This is a genomic window from Curtobacterium flaccumfaciens (assembly GCF_018598405.1).
In the GTDB taxonomy this organism is placed as follows: domain Bacteria; phylum Actinomycetota; class Actinomycetes; order Actinomycetales; family Microbacteriaceae; genus Curtobacterium; species Curtobacterium aurantiacum.
Genome location: NZ_JAHEWS010000003.1, coordinates 75885 through 96371, shown reverse-complemented (window position 1 = coordinate 96371; position 20487 = coordinate 75885). Strand labels below are relative to the sequence as shown.

Genomic DNA, 20487 nt, shown 5'->3' with positions numbered 1-20487 from the left:
GGGGTCGCGCGTCCGACGGCTCCCGGCCGCCCGATACGCTGAGCGCATGAGCAACGACGCGCCGCTGTCCGGGTCCCCGCTGACGATCGCCTCCGCCGGGTACACGGCCGACATCGCCACCGTCGGCGCGACGCTGCGGACGCTCCGTCACGATGGTCGCGACCTGGTCGTGCCGTTCGACGCCGACGAGGTGCGCCCGGTCTTCCGCGGTGCCGTCCTGGCTCCGTGGCCGAACCGGATCGTCGACGGTGAGTACTCCTTCGGCGGCGTCGACCATGAGCTCGCCCTCACCGAGCCGGCACGGCACCATGCCCTGCACGGACTCGTCGCGTGGACGAACTTCCGGGTGCAGGAGCAGGCGGACGACCGCGTGGTGCTCGCCACCACCGTGCAGGCGCAGCAGGGCTACCCGTACCGCGTCGAGGTCGCAGTGGAGTACCGGCTCGACGCCGAGGGGCTGCACACGACGATCACCGGGACGAACACGGGCGCCGAGGACGCTCCGTGGGGGACCGGCCCGCACCCGTACCTCGTCGCGGGCACCGGAACCGTCGACGACTGGACCCTGTCCCTGCCGGCAGCCCAGGTGCTCGAGGTGACGCCGGACCGGCTCATCCCGACCGACCTGGTCCCCGTGCACGACGAGTTCGACCTGCGGACGCCCACACTCATCGGTGACCGGTTCATCGACCACGCCTTCACGGGCTTCGACCGCGACGCCGCCGGCCTCGCGACCATCGCGGTCACGGCGGCGGACGGCCACGGGGTCCGTGCGACCTTCGGTCCGGAGTGCGGCTGGGCCCAGGTGCACACCGCGGACCACGTCGTGTCCGAGTACCACCGAGCCGGTCTCGCCGTCGAGCCGATGACGTGCGCGCCCGACGCCTTCAACGACGGCGAGGACCGCGGTCTCGTGGTGCTCACCCCCGGTGCCTCGCACGCCGCCGCATGGACGATCGCCGCGATCTGACCGGCCTCGACCCCGACCCCGACGTCCGCGTCGAGGTCCGCCGACTCGACCCGGTCCCGGACCTCGCGACCCTGGCGGCGCGTGTCCAGGGTGACCTGGTCTGGCTCGACTCCGGTCTGCCGGACGGTGCTCCCGCCACGGCTCGGCCCCGGGCGCGCTGGTCCGTGCTGGCGTGGGCGGACGGGCCGTTCGCCGCCCGGTTCCGGCACCAGGACCGTCGAGCGCACCTGACGGTCGCCGCGCCTGCAGAGGGGTGGCTCGGTCGGACCCGTTCCGAGGAGCGTCCGGCTTTCGCGGTGCTGGCCGACCTGCTCGCCCGCACACCCCGCCTGCCCGAGCCGCTCCCCGGGTGCGGCTTCGCGCTGGGCTGGGTCGGGTTCCTCGGCTACGAGCTCGGCCGCGAGTCCGGCGGTCCGGACCGCACCGCCGACGGACACGCCGACGCCGACCTGCGGTTCGTCGACCGTGCCGTCGTCGTCGACCACACCGGTTCCGGGTGGGCGCTCGCGCTCGTCTCCGACGCCGAACCGACGGCCAGTGCGCACAACCATGCGTGGCTCGAGCAGGTGACCGCCCCGTCGACTCCGGCCGACGTCGGGGACGCGGCCACGGGCCTCCCGGCCGGGGTGTCCGCGGCGACCGGACGTGTGTCGCGGGCCGCCTATGAGCGGGCGGTCGACGCGTGCCGCGCCGAGATCCGCGAGGGCAACGCGTTCCAGGTGTGCCTCACCACCGCCTTCGCGGTCGGACGGGAGGCCCGGGGCGGCTCCGTCTCGGACCCACACCTGGGCGAGTACCTGCGGATGCGGGCGTCCGATCCGGTGCCGTTCGGCGCGTACCTGCGGCTCGGCCCGCTGCGCGTGGCGAGCCGGTCGCCGGAGCGGTTCCTGCGGATCGACGCGGTCGGGAGCGTGCTCGCGGAGCCGATCAAGGGCACGCGGCGACGGCTCGCCGATGCTGATGCGGACGCTGCCGTGCGGGACGAACTCGCGGCGAGCCCGAAGGAACGGGCCGAGAACGTGATGATCGTCGACCTGCTGCGGAACGACCTGCTGCGGACGGCCGTGCCCGGGTCGGTGCACGTCGAGCGGCTGTGCGCCGTCGAGACCTACGCGAGCGTGCACCAGCTGGTCTCGACGATCGGGGCGGTGCTGCCGGCGGGGACGTCGCGGGCCGACGTGGTGCACGCGGCGTTCCCGCCCGGATCGATGACCGGGGCACCGAAGAGCAGCGCGACGGCGATCGCGGACCGGCTCGAGGGGGCGCCGCGCGGGGTGTACTCGGGTGCCATCGGGTACTTCTCGGCGAGCGGGGCGGTCGACCTGTCGGTGGCGATCCGTACCCTCGTGACCGTGCTCGACGACTCGGGCGTCGTGCGTTCCCGGACGCTGGGCGCCGGGGGAGCGGTGACGTGGTCGTCGGTTGCGGCGGACGAGGCGGACGAGGTCGAGACGAAGACCCGATCGGTGCTCGGTGGGGTCGGGGCGGTCGCCAGTTGGTGAGCTGACGCACTGAGTCGAACACTTGTTCGACACGGACTGTCCACAGATGTCGGACGCGATTGACATCATCGAACACATGTTCGAATATGAGGGCATGCAGACGGCGGCGGCACTCCGGTCGCCCACCCCGGACCGGGGCGGGCGGAGCGGCGCTGCACACGGCAGCGGCGCGGGCAGTGGCAGTGCGCGCCGTGGGACGGACCACCTGGGCGATGCCCGGGCCGCGCTCGACCGCATCACGTCCCTGCGGTCCCGGGTGGCCGACATGGAGTCCACCCGGGTCGACACCGCCGGGCTCCCCACGGCCCCGGCGCTCGAACCCCTGCTGCCCGGTGGCGCGATCCGGGTCGGTGGTACCTACGCCGTCCCCGAGTCGGTGCTGCTCGCGATCACCATGCTGCAGGCGGCCTCGGCGGCCGGAGCATGGTGCGCGGTCGTCGGCGTGCCGTCCTTCGGGGTCGAAGCGGCAGCCGCCGCGGGGATCGACCTCGAGCGGCTCGTCCTCGTCCCCGAACCGGGCGACCAGTGGCTCGCCGTGACGGCGGCGATGGCCGACGTCGCGCAGATCGTCCTCACCCGACCGCTCGGCCGGGTCGTGCCGGGCGACGTGGCACGGCTGTCGGCTCGGCTGCGACAGCGCGGTGGCGCACTCGTCGCGCTCGGCTCCTGGCCCGGGGCGGACGTCACGCTGCGGGTCACGTCCTCGACGTGGAGCGGCATCGGACAGGGCCACGGTCACCTGACGGAACGCCGGGCGACCGTGACCGCGACCGGGCGTGCCGGCGCGGTGCGTCCGGCGACCGCCGAGCTGCTCCTGCCCGCGGCCGACGGTGCGGTCCGGGCCGCCACACCGGTACCGACGGTGGGCTCCGGGGACACCCGCGTGCTGCGGCCCGTGGCGGTGGCGTCGTGATCGCCTCCGGGCGCCTCCGGTCCGACGCGATCACGCGGGGAGCGGCACTGCCCGAACCACCCCCGACCCGGACGATCGTGCTCTGGTGCCCGGACTGGCCGGTCATCGCGGCGGCTCGGGCCGGTGGCACCCCGCCGGAGCAGCCCCTCGCCCTGACCGCGAAGGGGCTCGTGTTCGCGAGCTCCGCGTCCGCGCGTGAGCAGGGTGTCGTGCGGGGGCTCCGCGTGCGTGAGGCGCAGGCGCGGTGCCCCGAGCTCCTCGTGCAGCCCTACGACGACGCCCTCGACCACCGCGCCTTCGAGCCCGTCATCCGAGCGGTCGAGGCGGCGGTCCCCGGGGTCGAGGTGCTGCGGCCGGGCACCCTCGCGCTCCGCGCCCGTGGGCCGGCCCGGTACTACGGCGGTGAGCGCGCGGCGGCGGCGACCCTTGCCGGCATCGCGGCCGACCACGGCGCCCCCGCGGTGCGGGCCGGGGTGGCCGACACCCCGTTCGCGGCGGACCAGGCAGCCCGGGCCCGTCCGGTGCGACCCGGTGAACGGGTGCGGCTCGTGCCCGTCGGGGGATCGGCGGACTTCCTCGCGCACCTGCCGCTCGGTGTGCTCGGCGACCCCGACCTCACGACGGTGCTCGACCGGCTCGGCATCACCACGCTCGGCGACTTCGCGGCACTCGGCGACGAACAGGTGCGGGACCGCTTCGGCGTGGCCGGGGCGTTCCTGCACCGGTTGGCCGGGGGCCGCGACCCACGCGAGATCGCGGCGCGGGAGATCCCGCCGGAACTCCGGGTCGAGGCGTCGTTCGAACCCCCGCTGGACCGTGCCGACCAGATCGCGTTCGCGTTCCGGCGTTCCGCCGACGACTTCGCCGAGCGACTCCGGGCCGCGGGGCTCGTGGCGACGACCATCCGTGTGGGGATCGTCGACGAGCGCGACATCCTGCTCGAACGGACCTGGGCGCACCCGCGCTGGTTCGACGCCGCCGACGTGGTCGACCGGGTGCGGTGGCAGCTCGCCGGCGGGGTGGACCCGACCGGGCTCGAGGCGCCGGTCACCTCGGTGGTGCTCGAGCCGGTCGCCGTCGACGACATGGCGAACCACGAGCGCGGGCTGTGGGGCTCCGGCCCGGATGAGCGCGTGCACCACGGCCTCGCCCGGATCCAGGGCATGGTCGGGCACGACGGTGTGGTGAGTCCGCGCATCGGCGGTGGCCGCACCCTGTCCGAGCGCGTCGTGCTCGTGCCGTGGGGCGACGCACCAGCGGGCGGCGAGCGTGCCCTGGCGACCGTCCGCGACCGCCCGTGGCCCGGCAAGCTGCCCGGCCCGCCACCCGCCACCGTGCTCGAGCGGCCCCGACCGGTCGACGTCGTCACCGCCGGCGGTGCGAGTGTCGACGTCGACGAGCGTGGCGTGCTGTCCGGCGCACCCGAGCGGTTCCGTGCCGAGGGCGACCGGGGCGGCACGTTCGCGGTCGTGACGGCCTGGGCGGGCCCGTGGCCGCTCGTCGTGCGGTGGTGGGAGTCCGGCGGACGACGCCTGCACCGGCTGCAGCTCGTCGACGCCGAGGGACGTGCCTGGTACCTGGTGCTGGCGGACCACCGCTGGTGGGCGGAGGCGATCGCGACGTGACCACCACCAGCAGCAGCACGAGCAGGAGCGTGACCTGATGGGCTACAGCAACCCACCCATCCCGTGGTCGCAGTTCGAGCGTGCCCTGTCCGACAAGCGGAGCCCGGGTACGGCGCACGACGGCGACGGCGGGGACAGCCCGGCGTGGTCGCGGAAGCGCGAGCCGTACGTCCCGTCGCCGCTCGACACCGACGGCGGCCCGGTCGTGCCGTACGCCGAACTGCACGCGCACTCGGCCTTCAGCTTCCTCGACGGCGCCAGCCAGCCCGAGCACCTGTTCGAAGAAGCTGCTCGGCTCCGGCTGCACGCCCTCGCGCTCACCGACCACGACGGCTTCTACGGGGCCGCCCGGATGGCCGAGGTCGCCGAGTCGTACCCGCAGGTCGGCACCGTCTTCGGCACCGAGCTGTCCCTGGGGCTGACCGAACCCCAGAACGGCGTGCCCGACCCCGAGGGCTCGCACCTGCTCCTGCTCGCCGACGGCCAGGACGGCTACCACCGGCTCGCGGGTGCGGTGACGAGTGCGCACCTGGCTGCCGGGTCCGAGAAGGGCAGCCCGCAGTACGACCTCGACGACCTCGCCGCGCGGGCGGACGGGCAGTGGCGCGTCCTCACCGGCTGCCGGAAGGGCTCCGTGCGGCAGGCCCTCGAACAGGGTGGCGAGTCCGCCGCGGAGACCGCGCTCCGGGTGCTGCTCGACCGGTTCGGCAGCCGCAACGTCGTCGTGGAGCTGCTGGACCACGGCGACCCCCTGGACAGCGCACGCAACGACGCCCTGGCCGACATCGCCGCGAAGCACGCGCTGCCCCTCGTCGCCACCGGCAACGTGCACTACGCCACCCCGGACCGGTTCCCGGTGGCCACGGCACTCGCGGCGGTCCGTGCCCGCCGCAGCCTCGACGAGATCGACGGCTGGCTGCCCGCGGCCGACACCGCCCACCTGCGCTCCGGCGCCGAGATGGCCAGACGGTTCGGTCGCTACCCGGGGGCGATCGAGCAGACGGTGGAGCTCGCCGACGAGCTCGGGTTCCGGCTGAAGACGGTCAAGCCCGGGCTGCCCGACCTCGACGTCCCGGACGGGCACACCGCCATGTCGTGGCTCCGCGAACTCACCTGGACCGGTGCCCGGCGGTTCTACCCCGGCAGCGCCGACGGGGTCGACCCCCGCAAGCGGGAGCGCATCGAGCGTGAACTGTCCGTGATCGAGGAGAAGAACTTCCCCGGGTACTTCCTGATCGTGCGCGACATGGTGCAGTACGCCCGCGGTCGGGGCATCCTCTGCCAGGGGCGGGGCTCGGCGGCGAACTCGGCGGTCTGCTACCTGCTCGAGATCACCGCGGTGGACTCGATCCGGTACGGGCTGCCGTTCGAGCGGTTCCTGTCGGCGATGCGCGACGAGGAGCCCGACATCGACGTCGACTTCGACTCGGACCGCCGCGAAGAGGTGATCCAGTACGTGTACGCCAAGTACGGTCGGCACAACGCCGCCCAGGTTGCGAACGTCATCACCTACCGGCCCAAGGGCGCGGTCCGTGACATGGCGAAGGCGCTCGGTCACAGCCCGGGGCAGCAGGACGCCTGGTCGAAGCAGGTCGAGCGGTGGGGGTCGGTGACCGAGAGCCAGGACCACGACATCCCGCCGGCGGTCGTCGGACTCGCGAGCGACGTCCTCGGGTTCCCGCGGCACCTCGGCATCCACTCCGGCGGCATGGTGCTGACCGACCGCCCGGTGGGCGAGGTCGTGCCGATCGAGCACGCCCGGATGGACGGCCGCACCGTGCTGCAGTGGGACAAGGACGACTGCGCCTACATGGGGCTCGTGAAGTTCGACATGCTCGGGCTCGGCATGCTCGCCGCGCTGCAGTACTCGTTCGACCTGGCTGCAGAGCACTGCGGGGAGCGCTGGGAGATGCACTCCATCCCGAAGGAAGAGCAGGGCGTCTACGACCAGCTCTGCCGCGCGGACACGATCGGGGTGTTCCAGGTGGAGTCCCGTGCGCAGATGGGCACGCTGCCCCGACTGCTCCCGCGGCGGTTCTACGACCTGGTGATCGAGGTCGCGCTCGTGCGGCCCGGGCCGATCCAGGGCGGCGCGGTGCACCCGTACATCCGGAGGCGCACGGGCGAGGAACCGATCACGTACATGCACCCGGCGCTCGAACCCGTGCTCGAACGCACCCTCGGGGTCCCGCTGTTCCAGGAGCAGCTCATGCAGATGGCGATCGCGGTGGGCAACTGCTCCGGGGACGACGCCGACCTGCTGCGGCGGGCGATGGGGTCGAAGCGCGGGCACGAGAAGATCGACCGGCTGCGGGACAAGCTCTACACGGGGATGGCGGACAACGGCATCCACGGTGCCGATGCCGACGCGATCTACGCGAAGATCCAGGCCTTCGCGAACTTCGGCTTCGCGGAGAGCCACTCGATCAGCTTCGCCCTCATCGTCTACGCGAGCGCGTGGATGCGGCTGCACTACCCGGGAGCGTTCCTGGCGGCGCTGCTCCGGGCGCAGCCGATGGGGTTCTACTCACCGCAGACCCTGGTCGCCGACGCCCGGCGGCACGGTGTCCGGGTGCTGCGGCCGGACATCCTGCGGTCCGGGGTCGACGCGACGCTCGAGCCCCTGCCGGACGGGGATGCCACGGCCGGTGACGACGCGTGCCTGGCCTCCGAGCAGCCACCGGTGCTGCCCTTCGACAAGGCGCTCCCCGACGACACCGCGAGGCACCGTCGCGACGGTGCCTTCGCCGTGCGGCTCGGGCTGGCCGAGGTCGCGTCGCTCAGCCGGAAGAGCGCCGAGAAGATCGTCGCCGAGCGGGACGCCAACGGCCCCTTCTCCGACATGTCCGACCTGGCCCGCCGGGTCGGCTTGACCACGCCGCAGCTCGAGGCCCTCGCCGCCGCCGACGCGTTCGCCCCGTTCGACATCGACCGGCGCGGTGCGATGTGGTCGGCTGCCCAGGCCGCGGCGGAGCGCCCCGACCAGCTGCCGGACACGCAGGTGTTCGTGCAGCCGCCGTTGTTCGGTCAGATGACGAGCGGGGACGTGCTCATCGCCGACATGTGGTCGACGGGCATGACGACCGACGACCACCCCGTCCGGCACGTGCGGGACCGGCTCGCCGCACGCCGGGTGCTCAGCGTGCAGGACACCGCGACCGCCGAGACCGGCCGACGGGTCGAGATCGGCGGGATCGTGACGCACCGGCAGCGTCCGGCGACGGCCTCGGGCATCACGTTCCTGAACGTCGAGGACGAGACCGGGCTGGTCAACGTCATCTGCAGCGTCGGGGTGTGGGGGCGCTACCGCCGGGTGGCGCGGGAATCCCCGGCGGTGATCGTCCGCGGCATCCTCGAGCGGTCGCCCGACGGGGTGGTCAACCTGGTGGCTGACCGCATCGAGCACCTGTCGCTGTCCGTCCGCACCCGCTCGCGGGACTTCCAGTGATCGGTCGTGCGCAGGTGAGCGGTCGTGCTCGAGCGAGCGGTTGTGCTCAGCGCACCTCGGGCAGGCGGACCGTGACTTCGAGCCCACCCGAGGGCACGTTGCGGAGCGACGCCGTGCCTCCCGCCCGTTCCGCCACCGCGCGCACGATCGCGAGTCCCAGGCCGGAGCCGCCGGGCAGGGCGCCGGCACCTGTCGACGGGTCCGGGTTGGGGCGGGACTTCCTGGCCTCGTCCGGACGGGTGAAGCGGTCGAAGGCCACCGGGATGAAGGACTCGGGCACGCCCGGTCCGTCGTCGGTGATCTGCAGCACGCCCTCGCCACCGGTGCTCCGCCACGACACGAAGATGCCGCCGCCGCGGGGGAGCGCGGCCACGGCGTTGCCCGCGATGTTCGTGACGAGCTGCGCCATGCCGCCGGTGTCGATCCGGTAGTGCGGCTCGACGGTGCCGCCGCCGATGCCCGGGCCCGAGCCGCCGACGGCGACGGGTGGTTCGAGGTCGAAGTCGACGGTGACGTCCTTCGCCGACGCGATGAGCCGGACGCGGTCGACCGCGGCCATCACCTCGTCACCGAGGTCCGACCAGGCGGTTTCGGGTCGCTGGTCGCCGTCCTGTTCGCGGCGCTCGGACTCTTCGATCCTGGACAGCGCGAGCAGGTCGTTCGCCAGCCGCGACAAGCGCGCGACGCTGTGCTTCGCACGCTCGATGTGGGCGGCGAGGGCGGCCGCGTCGTCGACGTCGAGCGCGGCGAGGTCGAGCTGGGTGGTCAGGATCGCGAGGGGCGTGCGGAGCTCGTGGCTGGCGTCCGACACCATCTGGCGTTCACGCTCCGTCGCCTGTCGGGTCCGGGCGAGGAAGGCGTTCAACGTGGTGGCCAGGGACGCCAGCTCGTCCTGGGCGGGGCCCACGGGGAGTTCGGCTCGTTCCGGGGCGACGGAGAGCCGTTCGGCCTCGCGGCGCATCCGGTTCACGGGGCGCAGCGCGGTGGTGGCGAGCACCCAGGACGCGACACCGAAGGCGAGCAGGATCGCCAGGCCCGTCAGCGACAGCGTCGTCGTGAGGTCGTCGACGACGATCGCCTCGGCCTGCGAGTTCCGGGCGGCGACGACGGTCCAGCGGCCGGCCTGGTTGACGGGGTGCTCCACCACGACCCGGTACTCCGAGCCGGAGACGCGGATGATCGACGTCCCGGCGGCGGTCGACGTCAGGCTGCCGAGGGCCTGCTCGACGCGGTCCGGCATCGTGGACAGCACGATCTCACCGGACGGGGACACGACGGCGACGAGCTGCGCGTTGCCCGGCGGCGACAGGTCCGGGTCGCTGTCGACCTCGAGCGTGGCGACGTAGGGGTCCGCGTCGGCGTCGAGCAACGTCCGTGTCGCGCTCGCGACGACGCTCACCACCTGGAACCGCATCACCAGGACGAGCAGCAGGATGACGATCGCGGCGATCGCCGTCGATCCGATCGTGATCCGGGCGCGCAGCGACAGCAGGCGCAGCGGTCGGATCGGACCGCGGCGTCGGCGGTCCGATCGGGGGGCGTCGCCGGCCCCGTTCACGCCCCGAGCAGATCCAGGCGGTACCCGCGGCCGCGGACCGTGGCGATGGCGACCGTGGCGCCGTGCGCGGTGAGCTTCTTGCGGAGGTACGAGATGTACTGCTCGACCACGTTCGGGTCGACGTGCTGCGAGCCGTCCCAGACCTCTTCGAGGATCTTCGGGCGGTCGACGACGCTGCCTGCCGATCGAGCGAGCAGTCGGAGCAGCGCGAACTCGGTCGGGCTCACGGCGACGCGCTGGCCCTTGATCGAGATGCGGCGGGCCTCGGAGTCGATCGAGACGTCCCCGACCTCGATCGTGCGGGGAGCCCCGGCGGACTCACGGCGGCCGAGGGCACGGAGCCGCGCGGTGAGCTCGGCGAAGGCGAAGGGCTTGGTGAGGTAGTCGTCCGCGCCGGCGTCGAGCCCGAACACGCGGTCGTCGACGGCGTCTCGCGCGGTCACGAGCAGGATGCGCACCGGGTCCTCGCGCTCGCGGATCCGTCGGGCGAGCTCGAACCCGGACATGCCGGGCATCATCACGTCCACGACGGCCAGGTCGAACGCCTGCTCGCCGAGGGCGATGAGCGCCTCGACACCGTTCTCGACCGCCGTGACGCGGTACCCCTCGGCAGCGAGCCCGCGCTCCATCAGTGCACGCATCTCGTCGTCGTCCTCGACCACCAACAGCCGCATAGTGGACCTCCTCGGACCCATCGTGGCATCGAACCGGCTCCGAGGGCCGTTCTCCGGGGCAGACTCGCTGAATCTCGTCACAGGACAGAGCAGAACGGTCTGTCCCACGTTCTAGGGACGTGAGCGTCGCTTGCTTCGTTGCTAGGCTCCGGCAGCGGACAGCGCGACCCGATGCGCCGTCCGCACTGGGGGACCATGAACGACTCGATCGACCACCCGTCCATCGTGCGCCTGCGCGCCGAACTCGACGCCGCCTGGAAGGGCATCGGCGCGCTCGCGCAACTGGAGGACGCCCCGCGCGACCGCGTGGTCGCGGAGCTGCTCACGGCGGTGCCGGACGTGGCGAGCCGCACAGCACGGGAGGTCGGCATCGAGGCCGTCGTCGCCGAGATCAGGCGGTACGCCGATGCCGGGATCCCGGGAGCGAGCGGTACCGTGCCGACCTCGGTGATCTGGTCCGACGTCGTGCGGACGGCGTCGGAAGCGGCCTGCGCCACCCGCTGAACGGACCGCCTAGTCGTCCTCGCCGAGCAGCTCCTCGCGCACGCGCCGGATGTCCTCGAGCAACGCTCCGATGAGCACCCAGTGCCGCGAGTTCGGCCGCACCACCTCGAGCGGCGCGGTCAACGCCGGCTCCGACGCCTCGGCCCATGGGTCGCCGACCACCCCGGCCGAGCGCCCGTCGACGCCGCCGGACCTGCCCGTCCCGCCGGACCTGCCCGTCCCGCCCGCGCCGGCGACCGGGTCGAGCCGCGTCGACTCCACCCGCGCACTGAGCGCCCGGACGTCGGCACCGATCCGCGCCACCTCGGTCGCGATCCCGTGCACCACCGGGTCGGCTCGCAGGTCCGGCGCGGTGTTGTCGCGGATCGCCCGGGTCATGCCGGTCACCCGGGTGACGAGGACCCGGAGGTGGTCCGTGACCGCCACGTCGCGGTCGAGGATCATCCGGTGTCGCCCGCCGCGCGGGTTCATCGTCAGGGACTCACGCGCCGAACCGAGAGCGGCCTCGGCCTTCGCGTGCTGCTGTCGGAGCGCCCGGGCCGCCACGAGCGCCTCGTTCCACCGGTCGCGGTCCCACCCCTCGGTCAGGCCGATCGCGATCCGTTCGAACGCCACGGCGGTGTCGCGAGCGAGGCGGGCGACGGCGAGGTGCGCCGGCTCCAGCAGCACGGGCGGCACGATGAGCGCGTTCACGACCAGGGCGACGACCGCACCGATCACGGTCTCGAGGATGCGGTCCGCGGAGTAGTTCGGCGTGACCACCCCGGCGGTGAGGACGAGCATCCCGCTGATCCCCACCTGGGTCGCCGAGGTCGGCGTCAGCCGCAGCGCCCACGCGATGAGGATCGCGAGCACGATGACGAGCAGGACGACGAACACGCCGTCGCCGAGCAGCAGGTGGAACCCTGTGGCCAGCACGACGCCGATCACGACGCCCGCGCTCCGCTCGAGCCCCTTCACGAACGACTGGTTGATGCTCGGCTGCACCACGAGCAGGGCCGCGATCGCCGCGAAGGTCGGGAACGGTCCCTGGATGACCAGACGGCAGAGGAGCACGGCGGCGACCACCGCGACGGCGGTCTTCACGACCTGCAGGAACGGCGTGCGACTGGAGCTGCGGAGACGCGCGACCGGGTTCACACCGACCACGGTAGCCACCGGCCCCGCGCCGAGCCGTGCACGAACGCGACGAAACCCTCGCGACACGGTTGACTGATGTCGTGTGGCCCAACCATGAGCGCGTCATCCCGCAGGCCTTCGCCGGCTCCGGGGCCTCCGTGGTGGCCGCGCGGGCGCACTCCGTCGAACCGTCGGGCAACGGCTACCTGTACGGCTACGAGGTCGACACGGTGGACCGCAACGGCCAGCGCGCCACCGTCCTGACCTACGTCGACACCGGCGGGACCCACGACCAGAACAGCGCCATCGTCACCGACCCCGCGACGGGTGAACCGGTGTCGGTGTGGGCGTACCCGAACGACCCCGGCCTGCCGGTGCTGCCGCAGGTCACCTACCGCGACGCCGTCGCCGAGCTGCTGACCACGCTCGGGATGCCCGTCACGGACCCGGAACTCACCGTGGCCGCGTACCGGCCGGGCAAGCGCGCGGTGGTGCGCGTGGACGCCCCCGAGCGCACCCTCTTCCTGAAGATCGTCCGCCCGCACCGGGTCGCGCCGATCGTGCAGTCGCACGAGCAGTTCGTCGCGGCCGGTCTGCCGGTGCCGCGTGTGCTGTCGAGCCGTGGCGACGGCCTGCTCGTGCTCGAGCGCATCCGCGGGGTGCCCGCAGGCAGCCGCATCCTCGACATCGCCGACGACCCGCGCTTCGTGGCGTCACTCGCGGCCCTCAGCGGCCGGGTCGCCACCGTCCCGATGACCCAGCAGGCCCGCGCCGACGCGATGGACCACGCCGACTGGCACCGCCGGACGCTCATCTCCGCCCTGCCCCGGGACGCCGAGGAGATCGACCGCCTGTACGACGCCATCGGCCGCCGCTCCATCGGCTGGTCGAGTTCGACCAAGCAGGTCGTGCACGGCGACCTGCACCTGGAGCAGGTCTTCGTCGACGAGGACGAGCCGTGGCGCATCTCGGGCCTGCTCGACATCGACACCGCCGGTTGGGGGTTCCCCGTCCGTGACGTCGGGGCCGTCGTCGCCCACCTCGTGGTGACCGGGCTGTGGCACCGGTCCCGCGGAGACGCGGAGCGCGGCGCCGCGGCCGAGCGGCTCGCCGACGCGATCGCCCGCGACTGGGTCGCGCGCAACCCGCGCGAGGCCGACCGCATCGGACCGGCCATCGGGGCCCAGCTGCTCGCCCACGCCGGCGGCCAGGCGACCACCGGGTCCGCCAACGGGATCCAGACCGCCCAGCAGCTCCTCGCCGCGACGCAGGCCGCCCTGGCGGACGCGGCCCCGAGCCTCCCGACCGGCGGTTCGACCCGCCCGAGGTCCGCACCGCAGGTCTGAGACGCGACCGAAGAGCGGACTGGAGGCCCGGGTCGGGCCCGCCACGGGCCTCCCGTCCGTCGTCGCGACGCGCGCGGGCAGCGCGCCGGTCGCCTCCGTCGGTGGTCCGGGAGTAAACTGACCGCGCACGCACCGCGTTCCCGCGTGCCGCGTCGATTCCGGACGCAGCCGTCGATCACTTGATCGACGCGGGAACCGGGCCGTGAGCGCCCCGAGGGGGCATCACGTGCGTGTGACGACGCCGGATCCCGGCGCGGACCGTCCGAACCTGCTCCCGGCAGGCGCTCGTGTGGAACGGATCGCGGGAGTCCACCGGACGTCCCGATGCGGGGACCGGCGATGCGGTGGGCCACGGTGGCCCGCAGCTGAACCGGAGCCGCGCCAGGCCCCGGTGCAGGACTTCCCGCCCCACGGGCGGATCGCCCCGACGTGTGGGCGGAACAGGAGGAGCGTTGGCTCGATCAGGCACCCGGCGTGCTGCCGGCGGGACGCGGACCGCGTCACGTCGCACCAGGCCGCTGGACAACGACGGCGTCATCCCCGTCCTCGCCCGCGCTGTGCGCGAGGTCGAGGCCGCGGCGCAGCGCGGACCGCTCAAGGCATCGAACCGGACGAAGTTCCAGGCGGTCGCCCTGCTCATGCGCGAAGAGCGCGCGCGGGTGAAGGCCGACACGGAGCTCACCGACGCGCAGCGCGCCGAGCAGCTCAAGCGGCTCGACGGCGTGGCCACGATCCTGGCGAAGACGGCGGCGCGGGACACCAGCGTCATCCAGCTCCTCGCCGAAGAGGTGCAGGTGTCCGAGGCGACGCGTGCGGTCAAGCGGGACATGATGATCGCCGGTGGCATGGAACTGCAGCCGGAGGACCTCGTCATCGCGTCCGAGCCGGCCGCGGTGGTCGAGACCCCGGTGCGGGCCGTCGTGCCGCAGGCGGTCGTGCAGCGCCAGCTCGCGAATCCGTTCATGCCGCCGGACTTCGCCCTCGCCGACCAGCCCGTCGCGCACCCGCGTCGGCTGGCGAACTGGGAGCTGTTCGGGCCGCTGTTCAAGTCGTTCGAGTACGGCGCTGGCGGGGGAGCGGCGACGATGCCGCTGCCGGAACCCACGACGCTGCACTCACGCTCCGGCACCACGCTCATGAAGCACCAGGCGGAACTCGTCGCCGCCGCCGCGCAGGGGCACCGTACCTTCCTGCTCGCCGACGAGCCCGGCCTCGGCAAGACCGCGCAGTCGCTGCTCGCCGCCGACGCCGCGAACGCGTTCCCGCTGCTCGTCGTCGTGCCGAACGTCGTGAAGACGAACTGGGCGCGCGAGGCCGAGCGCTGGGTGCCGAACCACCGCGCCACGGTGATCCACGGGGACGGCAACGACCTCGACGGGTTCGCCGACATCGTCATCGTGAACTACGAGATCCTCGACCGGCACGCCGGGTGGCTCGGCAACTTCGGGTTCAAGGGGATGGTCGTCGACGAGGCGCACTTCATCAAGAACAAGGACTCGCAGCGCGCCCGGTTCGTGCTGCAGATCGCCGAGCGCATCCGGCAGCGCACCGCCGCGCCGCTGCTCATGGCGCTGACCGGTACCCCGCTGATCAACTCGGTCGAGGACTTCCGCACCATCTGGGAGTACCTCGGCTGGATCGACGACAAGAAGCCGCGGGCGAAGCTCATGAACGAGCTCGAGGAGATCGGCCTGACGCCGGCCGACCCCGGGTTCTTCGTCGAGGCCCGTCGTGCCGTCATCGACCAGGGCATCGTCCGACGCCGCAAGGTCGACGTCGCTGCGGACATCCCGGCCCGCCGGATCGCCGACATCCCCGTCGAGCTCGACGGTGACGAGGGTCGCTCCATCCGCGACGCCGAGCGCGAGCTCACCGCGAAGCTCGTCCGCCGCTACCACCAGGCGCTCGACGCCCGCACCGGGCAGGACCCGGTCGTCGGCATCGACCACAAGCTGGTCCGCCAGGTCGCCCGCTGGGAGCTCGAGGACCAGGACGCCTCGTCGACCGGCGAGAACGTGTTCTCGATGGTCCGCCGCATCGGCCGGGCCAAGGCCCAGCTCGCGGCCGACTACGCGGCACAGCTCGCCTCGAACGTCGGCAAGGTCGTGTTCTTCGCGAAGCACCTCGACGTGATGGACCAGGCGGAAGAGGTGTTCGCCCGTCGCGGGCTGCGCACCGCCACGATCCGCGGCGACCAGACCCCGACGCAGCGCACGGCCGAGATCGACTCGTTCGTGAACGACCCCGACGTCGCCGTCATCGTCTGCTCGCTGACCGCGGCCGGTGTCGGCCTGAACCTGCAGGTGTCGTCGAACGTCGTGCTCGCCGAGCTGTCGTGGACGAGCGCCGAGCAGACCCAGGCGATCGACCGTGTGCACCGCATCGGGCAGGAAGAGCCCGTCACCGCGTGGCGCATCATCGCCGCGCAGACGATCGACACCAAGATCGCCGAGCTCATCGACTCGAAGGCGTCCCTGGCCGCCCGCGCGCTCGACGGTTCGGACGAAGAGGTCGTCGACTCCGGCGACATCCAGCTCGATGCGATGGCCGCGCTGCTGACCGAGGCGCTCGGCGGCTAGCGCCGGCGGGTCCGGCGTCGTCCCGGACAGCAAAACACCGGTGTTCGTGCTCTGAACCGCGTCATGCGCGTGTTCGGAGGGTGGACACCGGTGTTTTGCGAAGGGCCGCCGCTCAGATGCGGGACTGCACCTCGGCCAGGGACGGGTTGGTGGCCGTCGTGCCGTCGGGGAACACCAGCGTCGGCACGGTCTGGTTGCCGCCATTGACCTCGGCGACGAGCTCGGCGGTGCCCGGGGTCTGCTCGATGTCGACCTCGGTGAAGGGCACCCCGGCCTTCGACATCTGGTTCTTCAGCCGGGCGCAGTAGCCGCACCACGTGGTGGTGAACATCGTGACGCCGCCGGCTTCTGGCGTGAACTGCTCGCGGGTGATCGTGTCGCTCATCCCTGCAGGCTAACCCCGGGTGCGGGGAAACCCCGCAGTGCCTGGTAGACAAGAGCGTGTGAGTCACACGCACCTCGAGATCGAGCGCACCTACGACCTGCCCGAGGGCGGTGCCCTCCCCGACCTCGTCGGCGCGGGCGGCATCCTCCGCACCGAGCACCAGGAGCCGTTCGAACTGGACGCCACCTACTGGGACACCGAGCGGTACGACCTGGTGGCCGCGCGGGTGACCGTCCGCCGCCGCACGGGCGGCCCGGACGCCGGCTGGCACATCAAGCGCTCGGAGTCGGACACGGTCCGCCACGAGCAGCAGTTCCCCCTGACCGACGACGCCGACACCGTGCCCGACGAGGTCCTCGCCGCGCTCTTCACGGAGCGTCGTGGCCGCGGGCTGCGTCCCGTCGTCCGGATCACCACCACCCGCACCGTCACCCGACTGCTCGACGAGGACGGCGATCAGATCGCCGAGCTCGCCGACGACCAGGTCACCGCCCAGCGCCTCGACGACGAGGCCCCGGAGACCCCGCGCACCTGGCGCGAGGTCGAGGTCGAGACGGTCGACGGCGTCGACCCGCAGATCGCCCACGAGCTGTTCGCGGCCCTCGACGGGCGCTTCGCGGCCGTCGGCGCCGGCCCCGCCGCCGTCGCGTCCAAGCTGGCACGCGGGCTGGCAGGAGCACCGGCACCGCGCCTCCAGACCGAGGAGAAGCCGGCCAAGGGCACGACCGCACGCATCCTGGCGAAGCGCGTCCGCAAGCTGCGCGCCGCACTGCTCGGCCAGGAGGCCCGGCTCCGGTCCGGCGACACCGCCGACCTCCGGCAGACGGCCGAGACCACACTCGAGATCGCCGCGATCCTGGGCGGGTACCGCCCGGCGTTCCCCGACGGCGACGCCGTCGACCGCGCCGCGGAGGCGGCGGACGGCCTGGCTGCCGTCACCGCGCGTGCCGCGCTGGCCGAGTACCTGATCGACCGGCTGCCGCGGGCGTCCTCGCCGGCGCAGGACGACCTGGTCGACGCGATGACCCGTGAGCGCATCCTCGCGTCGACCCGTGAGCGGCGCGACCAGGCGGTGCGCGACGTCGTCGCGTTCCTGCACGGGGAGCCGTTCCTCGAGCTGCTCGACGCCCTCGACGACGCGGCCGAGCGGCCGGTACCGACGGCCTGGTCCCTCCGGTCACCGAAGCAGGTCGCGCAGGACGTCGTTGCCGACGTGAAGCCGCGTGTGCGCGAGCTCGTCCGGGCCGCCGTCGCCGACGACACCTCGGACACCGCCGCCGAGCGCGAGGCCGCCGACCGTGCCACCACCGAAGCGGCGTGGCAGGAGACGATGCGCGCCCGGATGGCGATGGACGTGCTCGGTGACGACGCGTTCCCGCACGCGCTGTGGAAGCGGATCGGCACCGCGGCCGACGTGCTGACCGAGCGGGTACGGTCCCTGCACGCCCTCGACATCCTGCGGGCGAACGCGGCGATCGCGGAGCGCGGGGGCGAGGGGACGTTCGGGTACGGGGTGCTCGCGGGGGACCGGGTGCGCCTGGCCGAGGAGTCCTACGACGAGGCGGTGCACGCGCTCAACCGCGTGTGAGCGGTGTGCTCGCTGCGTTCGCTTGGTGAGCAGAAGAGGTCGGGTCCCGCGTTCGGACCCGACCTCTTCTGCTCACGAAGTGTGCGGCGGCGCTCAGCCCGCGGCGATCGGGTTGGCAGTCGCGGCGGCGGGGGTCTCGTCGGCGAGTCCGAGCACGTCGAGCAGCCAGGCGAGTTCGAACGCCCGCTCCTTCCACGATGCGTACCGACCGCTGACGCCACCGTGGCCGGCGGACATCTCGGTCTTCAGCAGCACGGGCGCGCCGACCTCGCGGAGCTTCGCCGTCCACTTCGCGGGCTCGACGTACAGCACACGGGTGTCGTTGATCGAGGTCACGGCGAGGATCTGCGGGTACTGCACGTCGTCGCGGACGTTCTCGTACGGGGTGTACTCGCTCATGTACCGGTAGACCTCGGCGTCGTGCAGCGGGTCGCCCCACTCGTCCCACTCGATGACGGTGAGGGGGAGGTCCGGGTCGAGGATGCTCGTCAGCGCGTCGACGAACGGCACGGCGGCCAGGATGCCGGCGAAGCGGTCGGGCGCGATGTTCGCGACGGCCCCCATGAGGAGTCCGCCCGCACTGCCACCCTCGGCCACGAGCCGGTCGGCGCTCGTCCGGCCGGACTCGATCAGGTGGTCGGCGACCGCGACGAAGTCGGTGAAGGTGTTCTTCTTCGTGAGGGTCTTGCCGTTCTCGTACCAGTGCCGGCCGAGCTCGCCGCCGCCACGCACGTGGGCGACGGCGAAGACGACACCGCGGTCGAGCATCGACAGGCGCATCACGCTGAAGCCCGGGTCGATGGAGTGCTCGTACGAGCCGTAGCCGTACAGGTGCAGCGGCGCCGGGGTGCCCTCGTCGATCGCGTCACGGCGCCAGACCAGCGAGATCGGCACACGGGTGCCGTCCTCGGCCGTGGCCCAGTCGCGCTCCTGCACGTAGTCGGCCGGGTCGTAGCCGCCGAGCACCGGCTGGCGCTTCAGGACGGTGACCTCGCCGGTCGCGAGGTCGAGGTCGCTGACCTCGGAGGGGGTCACGAACGACGTGTAGCCGATGCGGAGCGTGGGCTGCTCCCACTCCGGGTTGCCACCGAGCCCGGCGGAGAACAGGGCTTCTTCGAAGGGGACCTCGTGCGCGTCGCCGTAGCCGTCGCCCTCGATCGGGATGATGGCGATGCGGGGCAGGGCCTCGGAGCGGTACTCCAGGGCGAGGTGTCCGGCGAAGGCGTCGACCGACTCGATGCGGCGCTCGGTGTGGTGCGCCACAACGACGCGGCGGTCACGCTCGGACGTCGGGTCGTCGGCGGGGACGTCGACGAGCTCGAAGTTCTCGGCGCCGTCGTTGTGCAGCACCAGGAACCGGTCGCTGCCGCCGACGATGGCGTGCTCGATCTCGTACTCGACGCCCTCGCGCCGGGGCCAGACGACCTGGAACTCCCCGGTCGGGTCGGCAGCGTCGAGGACGTGTGCCTCGGACGTGATCTTCGAGCCGAGCTCGATGACGATGTACTGCGACGACCGGGTCACGCCGACGCCGACCCAGTAGCGGTCGTCGGGCTCCTCGAACACCAGGACGTCCGCAGACGCCCCGGTGCCGACCGCGTGCCGCCAGATCTTGTCCGGCCGCCAGGACTCGTCGACCGTGGGGTAGAAGACGTAGCGTCCGGCGGGATCGAAGGTGGCGCCGGCGCCGGTGTTCGGGATGGCGTCGCCGAGGTCGGTGCCCGTGGTCAGGTCGCGGACGTGCAGGGTGTAGCGCTCGTCGCCCTCGACGTCGATGCCGTAGACCAGGCGGGTGCCGTCGTCGCTGATGTCGTAGGTGCCGAGCGAGAAGAACTCGTGGCCGTCGGCCAGGGCGTTGCCGTCGAGGACCACCTGCTCGCCGGGGAGGGTCGACTCGCCCTCGACGACGGCGGGCGGCGTCCAGCCGTCGGGGCCGGCGACGGGCACGCGGCAGTGGACGCCGTACTGGCTGCCCTCGGCGGTGCGGGTGAAGTACCACCAGTCGCCCATGCGGACCGGCACCGAGAGGTCGGTCTCCTGCACGCGGCTCTTCACCTCGGAGAAGATGCGGTCCCGCAGCGGCGCGAGGTGCTCGGTCGCGGCGTCGGTGTGCGTGTTCTCGGCTTCGAGGTACGCCAGGGTGTCGGGGGATTCCTTGTCCCGCAGCCACTCGTAGTCGTCGACGAAGTCGATGCCATGGTGGGTCCGTGTCACGGGCCGCTTGGCGGCGCTGGGCGGGGTGGATGCGGTGTGCTCGTTGCTCACCGTCCCACCCT

At 72.8% G+C, this 20487-nt stretch carries 14 protein-coding genes; 9 read left to right on the top strand and 5 right to left on the bottom strand.

What is annotated here, in order from left to right:
* Window positions 1-46: 46 nt before the first annotated feature.
* From KK097_RS02985 to KK097_RS02965, 5 genes are read left to right on the top strand one after another with little or no spacing between them, the layout of a single operon-like run.
* The gene (locus KK097_RS02985) at window positions 47-970 is read left to right on the top strand and encodes an aldose 1-epimerase family protein (protein ID WP_214543644.1); all 924 of its coding nucleotides are present in this window, start codon (window positions 47-49) and stop codon (window positions 968-970) included.
* A complete protein-coding gene (locus KK097_RS02980; RefSeq protein WP_214543643.1) occupies window positions 949-2472 on the top strand; it encodes an anthranilate synthase component I family protein in 1524 nt (507 codons plus the stop codon). The genes KK097_RS02985 and KK097_RS02980 overlap by 22 nt, the downstream gene beginning before the upstream one ends.
* Window positions 2473-2518: 46 nt before the next feature.
* Window positions 2519-3385, top strand: coding sequence for a DnaE2-dependent mutagenesis accessory factor ImuA' (gene imuA', locus KK097_RS02975; protein ID WP_250893418.1), 867 nt, complete (start codon window positions 2519-2521; stop codon window positions 3383-3385).
* A complete protein-coding gene (locus KK097_RS02970) occupies window positions 3382-5010 on the top strand; it encodes a DNA polymerase Y family protein (RefSeq protein WP_214543642.1) in 1629 nt (542 codons plus the stop codon). Before imuA' ends, KK097_RS02970 begins: the two co-directional genes overlap by 4 nt.
* Window positions 5011-5047: 37 nt before the next feature.
* Window positions 5048-8458, top strand: coding sequence for an error-prone DNA polymerase (locus KK097_RS02965; RefSeq protein ID WP_214543641.1), 3411 nt, complete (start codon window positions 5048-5050; stop codon window positions 8456-8458).
* 46 nt (window positions 8459-8504) lie between these two features.
* Here the strand turns inward: KK097_RS02965 and KK097_RS02960 are convergent, their stop codons facing one another.
* Both KK097_RS02960 and KK097_RS02955 read right to left on the bottom strand, forming a co-directional pair.
* Window positions 8505-10016: a sensor histidine kinase gene (locus KK097_RS02960; RefSeq protein WP_214531378.1), complete on the bottom strand. Its 1512-nt coding sequence runs from the start codon at window positions 10014-10016 to the stop codon at window positions 8505-8507.
* Window positions 10013-10690, bottom strand: coding sequence for a response regulator transcription factor (locus KK097_RS02955; protein WP_214531379.1), 678 nt, complete (start codon window positions 10688-10690; stop codon window positions 10013-10015). Before KK097_RS02955 ends, KK097_RS02960 begins: the two co-directional genes overlap by 4 nt.
* A 195-nt stretch (window positions 10691-10885) precedes the next feature.
* On the opposite strand from KK097_RS02955, the gene KK097_RS02950 reads away from it, so the two are divergent.
* The gene (locus KK097_RS02950; protein ID WP_214531380.1) at window positions 10886-11194 is read left to right on the top strand and encodes a hypothetical protein; all 309 of its coding nucleotides are present in this window, start codon (window positions 10886-10888) and stop codon (window positions 11192-11194) included.
* 9 nt (window positions 11195-11203) lie between these two features.
* Here the strand turns inward: KK097_RS02950 and KK097_RS02945 are convergent, their stop codons facing one another.
* On the bottom strand, window positions 11204-12334 hold the full coding sequence (locus tag KK097_RS02945; protein WP_307858325.1) for an FUSC family protein: 1131 nt from the start codon (window positions 12332-12334) through the stop codon (window positions 11204-11206).
* An 80-nt stretch (window positions 12335-12414) separates the two neighbouring features.
* Between KK097_RS02945 and KK097_RS02940 the strand changes: the two genes are divergently transcribed.
* Window positions 12415-13659 (top strand): aminoglycoside phosphotransferase family protein, encoded by a 1245-nt coding sequence (locus tag KK097_RS02940; protein WP_214543640.1) that lies wholly within the window; start codon window positions 12415-12417, stop codon window positions 13657-13659.
* Window positions 13660-14111: 452 nt separating this feature from the next.
* Entirely contained in the window at window positions 14112-16238 is a 2127-nt protein-coding gene (locus KK097_RS02935; RefSeq protein WP_176708427.1) for a DEAD/DEAH box helicase, read from the top strand.
* A 112-nt stretch (window positions 16239-16350) separates the two neighbouring features.
* Here KK097_RS02935 and KK097_RS02930 read toward each other — a convergent pair whose 3' ends face one another.
* Window positions 16351-16623 carry a mycoredoxin gene (locus tag KK097_RS02930; RefSeq protein ID WP_027464730.1) on the bottom strand — a complete coding sequence of 91 codons (273 nt, stop codon included), beginning with the start codon at window positions 16621-16623 and terminating at the stop codon, window positions 16351-16353.
* Window positions 16624-16681: 58 nt separating this feature from the next.
* Here KK097_RS02930 and KK097_RS02925 point away from each other — a divergent pair, with 58 nt between their 5' ends.
* Window positions 16682-18211 (top strand): CYTH domain-containing protein, encoded by a 1530-nt coding sequence (locus KK097_RS02925; RefSeq protein WP_214543639.1) that lies wholly within the window; start codon window positions 16682-16684, stop codon window positions 18209-18211.
* A 93-nt stretch (window positions 18212-18304) separates the two neighbouring features.
* On the opposite strand, the gene KK097_RS02920 is transcribed toward KK097_RS02925, so the two are convergent.
* A complete protein-coding gene (locus KK097_RS02920; protein ID WP_214543638.1) occupies window positions 18305-20476 on the bottom strand; it encodes a S9 family peptidase in 2172 nt (723 codons plus the stop codon).
* Between the last annotated feature and the right edge of the window lie 11 nt (window positions 20477-20487).